The sequence below is a fragment of the Protofrankia sp. CiP1_Cm_nod3 genome (assembly GCF_982290655.1).
Map to the genome: position 1 here is coordinate 5,609 of NZ_CEVIVD010000121.1, position 1,804 is coordinate 7,412.

The 1,804-nt window shown below is 75.3% G+C and carries 1 protein-coding gene; it reads right to left on the bottom strand.

Going from position 1 to position 1,804, the window contains the following annotated elements:
* Positions 1-18: 18 nt before the first annotated feature.
* A complete protein-coding gene (ispH, locus tag AC5LUJ_RS18855) occupies positions 19-1,800 on the bottom strand; it encodes a 4-hydroxy-3-methylbut-2-enyl diphosphate reductase (protein WP_493465395.1) in 1,782 nt (593 codons plus the stop codon).
* Between the last annotated feature and the right edge of the window lie 4 nt (positions 1,801-1,804).

Consider the following 1,804-nt stretch of genomic DNA (forward strand, 5'->3'; position numbering starts at 1 on the left):
CCGGCGGGCCGGCCGTGCTCACCGGACCGAGCGGCGCAGCTCCTTGGGGAGGTGGAAGGAAATCGTCTCGGCCCCCACCGAACGCACGCCGACAGTGGTGTGGCCCAGGCCCGACAGCGCCTGGGTCAGTTCGTCGACCAGGGTGGGAGGCGCGGAGGCGCCCGCGGAGATGCCGACGGTGTCCGCGCCGGCCAGCCAGCTCATCTCCACCTCACCGACGTCCCCGACAAGATAGGCGGGCACGCCCTCACGCTCAGTAACGTCGACGAGCCGGCGCGAGTTGGCACTGTTCTGCGACCCGACGACAAGCACCACGTCGGCCTCGTCAGCCACCCGCCGGATCGCGTTCTGCCGGTTCGACGTCGCGTAGCAGATGTCCGCGGACCCGGGGCCGACCACGGCCGGGAAGCGGCCGCGCAGCGCGTCGACCACCTCCTCCGCCTCGTCCACGGCGAGCGTCGTCTGCATCAGGTAGGTCACCCGCTGCGGGTCGTCGACCTCCAGGTGGGCGACGTCGGCGGGCGACTCCACCAGCTTGATCTTCCCTGGTGCCTCCCCGAGGGTCCCGTCCACCTCCTCGTGCCCGGCATGGCCGATGAGCAGGACGGTGTCCCCCCGCGCGGTGAACCGGCGGGCCTCGGCGTGCACCTTCTCCACGAGCGGACAGGTCGCGTCGATCACCGACAGGCTGCGGTCACCGGCCTGGTCCCACACGGCCGGGGCGACCCCGTGCGCGGAGAAGACCACAGTCGCCCCGGGCGGCACCTCGTCGAGCTCCTCGACGAAGACGGCGCCGCGGCTGGCGAGATCGGCGACCACGTGGCTGTTGTGGACGATCTGCTTGCGGACGTAGACGGGCGCGCCGTGCAGCTCCAGGGCACGCTCGACCACCTCGATCGCCCGTTCGACCCCGGCGCAGAACGCCCGGGGCTCGGCGAGCAGCACCTGCCGCGGCCCGACGGCCGCCGCCCACCGTTCGAGCACCGGCCCGAAGGTCATCATCGTCCGCAGCCCGGCGATCCCCCGGCGGGCCAGGTCGAGGCGTCCCAGCGGCTGCTCGGCGGTGTCGACGACGACGCGGATGATGGCCAGCGGCACCCCGTTCGCGCCCGGGGCGACCTGGGCCGACTCCATGTCCACGGCGATCGCGCCGGTGGCCGCGAGCTCGGTGCGCGCGGTGCCGACCGCGAGCCGTGGCACCGACACCACCGGGCCGACATGCACGGTCAGCCCGGCCCGCCGCAGCTCGCCGGCGAGCAGGGGCGCGGACAGGCAGCGGGCGCTGACCGAACCGTCGGCGGTACGGACCTCGTCGGCCACCACCACGTCCCCGGGCTTCACCCCCGGGCCGAGGCCGCCGCCGAGGCCGACCAGGGCGACCGCGTCGGCCTGCGCCTCCCGGATGATGCGGGTGGAGCGGCTGGCGTGCTCCGGCCCCATGCCCGTGCGGACGAGGATCGTGCCCGCGGGCAGGCCCGAGCGGGCGGCGGCCCACGCCTCCAGCCGCAGCGGCGCGGCCACCACCAGGCGCGGGCGTCGCCGCGGGAGGGACGGACGGCCCGGCGCGGGCGCACCGAGCGTCCCGGCCCCGGCCCGCCCGGCCGGGAGGCCTCCGGATGCCGGTACCGCCGGGGCCTGCGCCGGCATGTCTGCCGCCACCACCGACGACGTCGCCACCGACGGTGTCACTACCAAAGGCAGCGATTTCCGTACGGAAGGCGCGGCCGGTGCCGCCGGCGGACCTGACGCCGCCGTCGGTACGGCTGCCGGCGGGTGTGCCGGTGAGGCTGGCGCGGGCACATGT